The sequence below is a fragment of the Rhizobium sp. RHZ01 genome, assembly GCF_014851595.1.
GTDB lineage: Bacteria > Pseudomonadota > Alphaproteobacteria > Rhizobiales > Rhizobiaceae > Rhizobium > Rhizobium altiplani.
Map to the genome: position 1 here is coordinate 61415 of NZ_JACUZZ010000034.1, position 6279 is coordinate 67693.

The following is a 6279-nucleotide window of genomic DNA, read 5'->3' on the forward strand; positions in this document are numbered from 1 at the left end:
GATGAGGACGAACGATAGTAGCGGTGCTGCGCCGGCCGCCTGGCTGGCGATCGCGGGCTTGACCGTTGTCGTCGCCGTTCCATTCATCGCCGTTGTGCTTCAGGGCATCTTCCCCAACATCGGACAGGGCTCGTTCGCGGGCCCTTTCTCCTCGCTTGCTGCGACGCTTTTCGATAGCGCGCTGATCGACATGGCCGGGAACACCATTCTGCTCGGCAGTTGCGTGGTGCTGGCCTCGGCGCTGGTGGCGGTGCCGCTCGGCGTGTTTCGGGCACTCTACCGCATTCCGCTTGCACCGCTGTGGGATGTGCTCCTGCTCGTCCCATTCATGATCCCGCCCTACATCGCGACGCTTGGCTGGATCATGGCGCTGCAGCCGCGCGGCTATCTTCAGCAGATCGCGGGATTTAACCTCGCGCCCTTCCTCTTCTCGCTCTTCGGCATGACCATGGTCATGGCCTTCAATACCTTTCCGGTGGTCTATTTCGCCGTGTCGCGCACGGTTGAGGCTGTTGGTGCGCGTTATGCGGATGTCGGCCGCGTCTTTGGCGCGTCGCCGGCGCGCGCCTTCTTTCGGATCACGCTGCCGCTGTCGGCGCCCGGGCTCGTTGCCAGCCTGATGCTGGTCTTTGCCGCGGCGATCGAGGAATACGGTATGCCCGCTGCCCTTGGTCGTCGTGCCGGCTTCCAGGTGCTGGTCACCGGTATCGACCTGCGGATCTCGGATTGGCCGATCGATCTGCCGGGAGCGGCGATCCTGTCGATCCTGCTCGTCGTCATGTCTCTGCTGACATTCCTGCTGCAGCGATGGATCCTCGCCCGACGCTCCTATCAAACGGTGGGCGGCAAACCTGCTGCCAAGGACAAGCGACCGCTTGGGGCGATGAAGGTTCCCGTGATGATCGCCTTTGCCGTGGTTGCCTTCCTGGCAACGGGCGTGCCACTGCTATCGATCCTGCTCACGGCGCTGTCGCGGACGATTTCCGGTGGTCTGGCGCTCGACAACATCAGCGCCGAAAACTTCCTGTCGGTCTTCAACAACATTGCCGGCGCTCTGGGGGCGCTCGCCAACAGCTTCTCGCTTGGCATCGGCACGGCCTTGATTACCGGGCTCATCGGCGTGCTGGCCGCCTATACGGTCGTCAAGACGAAGATCCGCGGACGCGTGGCGATCGACACGATGACGATCCTGCCGAATGCGCTGCCGGGCATCGTCGTTGCCGTCGGGCTGATCCTTGCCTGGAACATGCCATGGCTGCCGGCGACCCCCTACAACACGGCATTCATCCTGCTGCTCGCCTATTGCTGCATACTGCTGCCGCAGCCGGTGCGCTATACGACCGCGGCCTTCCAGCAGATCGGGGATAGCCTGGAAGCGGCGGCCCGGGTCTTCGGCGCAAGCGGGGTAACCGCCTTTCGCCGCATCCTCCTGCCGCTCGTCTTCCCGAGCCTTGCTTCGGCGATGCTATTGGTCTTTGCGCTCGCCTCGCGCGAACTGGTGGCCTCGGTTGTCGTGGCGCCTGTCGGCATGCAGACGATCGCCACCTTCATCTGGCGCCAGTTCGAACAGGGATCGATCGGGCTCGGCATGGCGATGGCCTTCATCGCTATCCTCATCACGACGCTCTTGCCGCTTCTGCTGCTGACGCTGCTTCGCCGCAGTGGTTTGGTGGCGGAATAGCGCCTCACCGGCGACGCCTCGTAGCAAAACTGTCGCTGAAGTTTCGAAAAACCGTCATGCCGCCTTCAAACGCATGACATGACAGCCGCCATAGGTTCGGCCCTCCCGTTAGCCGGATAGACCTTGGCATGACATTGACTGAAACAACCCGCCGACGCTTCCTCTCATCCATGGGCGCCGTTGGCGGATTTGCACTGGCGGGGCTGGCGATGCCCTACTATGCGCGCGGCTCGTCAAGTCGCCCGGTCTTTACAGCAGGCGTGCAATCCGGCGATGTCGATGCGAATTCGGGTATGGTCTGGGCGCAGGTGAACCGGCCGGCACGACTGCATGTCGAGTATTCGACGAGCGACCGGTTCGCCAACGCGGTGCGCGTCGCGCCCATAGACGTGACACCGGGCACCAATCTTGCGGGAAAGCTGCTGCTCCAGAATCTCCCTGATGATCAAGAGATCTTCTATCGCTTTCGTGCGGCCAACCTGCAGGACCTCAACGACCTGTCGGAACCCATCCATGGACAGTTTCGCACGGCGCCGGCGGGCAAGCGCAGCATCCGCTTCGCGTGGTCTGGGGATACGGCCGGCCAGGGCTGGGGCATCGACGAGGAGGGGATGCGCACCTATTCGACGATCGCCTACCATCGCCCGGATTTCATGATCCATTCGGGCGACACTATTTACGCCGACAATCCGATCACGGACGAGGTCAGGCTGCGAGATGGCGGCGTTTGGAAAAACCGCGTCGTCACCGAGGCAAAGCGCGACATCGCGCAGACGCTCGACCAGTTTCGCGGCCAGTGGACCTATAATCTGCTCGACGAGCACGTGAAGGCGTTCAATGCGGTCTGCCCTGTCTTCTACCAATGGGACGATCACGAGGTGCTGAACAACTGGTCGCCCTCGACCGACCTCCGTGATGATGATCGCTACAAGGAAAAATCGATCGCCACGCTTGCTGCCCGCGCAAGCCGTGCCTTCCACGAGATGACGCCGATCCGTTACGTGGCCGATGAGCCCGGTCGGATCTACCGCAAGGTGTCTTACGGTCCGCTGCTCGATGTCTTCTTCATCGACCTGCGCTCCTATCGCGGCCCGAACAGTCATGGGCTCGATGCCGAGTCGACGCCGGAGTCGCGGCTTTTGGGCGAGCGCCAGCTGGCGTGGCTGAAGCGGGAACTGGTGCGCTCGACCGCGACCTGGAAGGTGATCGCCTGCGATCTGCCGATCGGGCTGGTGATCTGGGACGATTACGGCCACCGGACGGGCAGCGAGTCGATCTCCAACGGCGACAATGGCGCCCCGCTTGGCCGCGAGCTGGAGTTCGCCGATCTGCTGCGCTTCATCCGCGATGCCGGCATAGCGAACATGATCTGGCTGACAGCCGACGTGCACTACACGGCTGTACACTATTACGATCCCGGTAAGGCCAAGTTCCGCGAGTTCCTGCCATTCTGGGAGTTCGTTGCGGGTCCGCTGCATTCCGGAACCTATGGGCCGCAGGAACTCGACATGACTTTCGGACCGGAGGTGAAGTTCATGAAAGCCGCACCCGGCGGTGCGGAGCAGAACCTGCCGCCGTCGGCAGGCATGCAGTTCTTCGGGCTTGTCGACATCGACGGGCAGACCGAGCAACTGACCGTGAGGCTGATGGATCGGAACGATACCGAGCTGTGGCGGACGACGCTCGATCCGCAGATATCGAGTTGACGTCCATGCATGGCAGGCAATCCGGCCTCCCCCCTTTCGCAAACGCGAAAAACACTGTATGAGCCGCCCAAATGAAATTGGCGCCTTCTCCCAGCGCGGCGCCCCAGCTTCAGAGATATAGACATATGGCACTTCGCAACATCGCGATTATCGCGCACGTTGACCATGGCAAGACGACACTGGTTGACGAACTCCTGAAACAGTCCGGCTCGTTCCGCGAGAACCAGCGCGTTGCAGAACGCGTCATGGACTCGAACGACCTGGAAAAGGAACGCGGCATCACGATCCTTGCCAAGGCGACATCGGTCGAGTGGAAGGGCGTTCGCATCAACATCGTCGACACCCCCGGCCACGCCGACTTTGGTGGTGAAGTCGAGCGTATTCTCTCGATGGTGGACGGCGCGATCGTTCTGGTCGACTCCTCCGAAGGCCCGATGCCGCAGACCAAGTTCGTCGTCTCCAAGGCGCTGAAGGTCGGCCTCCGTCCGATCGTTGCGATCAACAAGATCGACCGTCCCGATGGCCGCCATGAAGAAGTCATCAACGAAGTATTCGACCTCTTCGCTAGCCTCGACGCGACCGACGAACAGCTCGACTTCCCGATCCTCTACGGTTCGGGTCGCGATGGCTGGATGAACGTCAATCCTGAAGGCCCGAAGGACCAGGGTCTGGCACCGCTGCTCGACCTCGTGCTCAACCACGTTCCGGAGCCGACGGTTGCCGAAGGCCCGTTCACGATGATCGGCACGATCCTCGAAGCCAACCCCTTCCTCGGCCGCATCATCACCGGCCGCATCAATTCCGGCTCGATCAAGCCGAACCAGGCTGTCAAGGTTCTCGGCCAGGATGGCAAGCTGATCGAATCCGGTCGTATCTCCAAGATTCTCGCCTTCCGCGGCATCGAGCGCACCTCGATCGATGAAGCGCATGCAGGCGACATCGTCGCGATCGCCGGCCTCTCCAAGGGCACGGTTGCCGACACCTTCTGTGATCCCGCGATCACCGAGGCGCTGACCGCGCAGCCGATCGATCCGCCGACCGTCACCATGTCCTTCATCGTCAACGACAGCCCGCTCGCCGGCACCGAAGGTGACAAGGTCACCTCGCGCGTCATCCGCGACCGCCTGTTCAAGGAAGCAGAAGGCAACGTCGCGCTGAAGATCGAAGAAGCCGAAGGCAAGGATTCGTTCTACGTCTCCGGCCGCGGCGAATTGCAGCTCGCCGTTCTGATCGAAACCATGCGCCGCGAAGGCTTCGAGCTCGCCGTGTCGCGTCCGCGCGTCGTCATGCACCGCGACGAGAACGACCAGCTGATGGAGCCGATCGAGGAAGTCGTCATCGACGTCGATGAAGAGCATTCCGGCGTCGTCGTGCAGAAGATGTCCGAGCGCAAGGCCGAGATGACCGAGCTGCGTCCTTCGGGCGGCAACCGCGTTCGCCTGGTCTTCAACGCGCCGACCCGCGGCCTGATCGGCTACCAGTCGGAACTCCTGACGGATACGCGCGGCACTGCCGTGATGAACCGCCTGTTCAAGGACTACCAGCCTTACAAGGGTGAAATCGGCGGCCGCACGAACGGCGTTCTCCTGGCCAACGCTCCGGGCGAAGCCGTTGCATACGCCATGTTCAACCTGGAAGATCGCGGCCCGATGATGATCGAGCCCGGCGAAAAGGTCTACATGGGCATGATCATCGGCATCCACAGCAGAGACAACGACCTCGAGGTCAACGTCCTCAAGGGCAAGCAGCTGACCAACATCCGCGCCGCCGGCAAGGATGAAGCCGTCAAGCTGACGCCGCCGATCCGCATGACGCTCGACCGCGCTCTCTCCTGGATCCAGGACGACGAGCTGATGGAAGTGACGCCGAAGTCGATCCGCCTGCGCAAGATGTATCTCGACGCCAACGACCGCAAGCGCTTCGCCAAGGCGAAGTCCGCCTAAGCGACTGAAGTCTTTCAGCCTTCACCCCGGCCATTGCGCCGGGGTTTTTTATTTGTGCAGTCTGCCGAATCTCGCTTGTCGCAATAGTTAAAAAAGCGTTAAATTTCAGCTGTCGTCCACATGTTTAGCCTGTGGGCAAACAACCTGAATGCGCCGGGCGCATATGGTTAATTGCCGACAATGGGACCAGAGTACGCGTTATGAAGACGTTGTCGATCGATGTTCGGCGGGCCGAACCGCACGATTCCCGAGCCATATCGGAAGTGCATCGGCTTGCGTGGCAGCACACCTATGCGGGGATCATTCCGCATCGTGCGTTGCGGCAGATGATCGAGCGTCGCGGCGAGAACTGGTGGCGCAAGGCCACCCGCGGGCCGGCAACGCTTCTCGTTCTCGACGTGGCCGGCACTGTCGCAGGCTACGCAACGCTCGGCCTCAATCGCGCCCGCGCCCTGCCCCAAGAGGGCGAGATCTACGAACTCTATCTTCGGCCGGAGTACCAGGGCATTGGCCTCGGCCACATGCTGTTCGGCGAAGCACGGCGGCTCCTGAAGTCGCTTGGCTGCAACGGATTGGTCGTCTGGTGCCTCGAGGAGAATGAGACCGGCGCGCAGTTCTATCGCAGCCATGGCGGCGTCGACTATTGCGAGGGCATGGAAACGTTCGACCAGAAGCGGCTAAAGAAAATTGGCTTCATTTGGGGTTGAGGCTCTTCCTTGCCCTATCGCTTTTTCCAGCGAAATTGACAGTTGCTGTCGTCACGAAAACTTGCAAATCTTGAACATAAACGACTACGAGCGGCTCATGAAGGGCGCCGATGCCCGAGCGATCGGGTCGATCGACACCATGTCCGACGCCTTGTTCGCCGACATGGAACGCGTGGTCGAACAATATGCTGAGGACGACGAGGTCGGGCGATGAGTGTTTATGACGACATCCAGACCGCAGC

5 protein-coding genes are annotated in these 6279 nt (G+C 61.6%); all 5 read left to right on the top strand.

What is annotated here, in order from left to right; all coding sequences use genetic code 11:
* The first annotated feature begins 1 nt into the window (after position 1).
* The 5 genes from IB248_RS27000 to IB248_RS27020 all read left to right on the top strand — a co-directional run bounded on the left by IB248_RS27000 (position 2) and on the right by IB248_RS27020 (position 6251).
* On the top strand, positions 2-1681 hold the full coding sequence (locus tag IB248_RS27000; protein ID WP_192241931.1) for an iron ABC transporter permease: 1680 nt from the start codon (positions 2-4) through the stop codon (positions 1679-1681).
* 128 nt (positions 1682-1809) lie between these two features.
* Positions 1810-3387 (top strand): alkaline phosphatase D family protein, encoded by a 1578-nt coding sequence (locus IB248_RS27005; protein ID WP_169681410.1) that lies wholly within the window; start codon positions 1810-1812, stop codon positions 3385-3387.
* Between the two features lie 125 nt (positions 3388-3512).
* The gene (gene typA / locus IB248_RS27010) at positions 3513-5330 is read left to right on the top strand and encodes a translational GTPase TypA (RefSeq protein WP_018855781.1); all 1818 of its coding nucleotides are present in this window, start codon (positions 3513-3515) and stop codon (positions 5328-5330) included.
* A 200-nt stretch (positions 5331-5530) separates the two neighbouring features.
* Positions 5531-6037, top strand: coding sequence for a GNAT family N-acetyltransferase (locus IB248_RS27015; protein ID WP_018855780.1), 507 nt, complete (start codon positions 5531-5533; stop codon positions 6035-6037).
* A gap of 70 nt (positions 6038-6107) precedes the next feature.
* Complete coding sequence (locus tag IB248_RS27020; RefSeq protein ID WP_192241932.1) at positions 6108-6251, top strand: hypothetical protein; 144 nt, start codon at positions 6108-6110, stop codon at positions 6249-6251.
* The last annotated feature ends 28 nt before the right edge of the window (positions 6252-6279 follow it).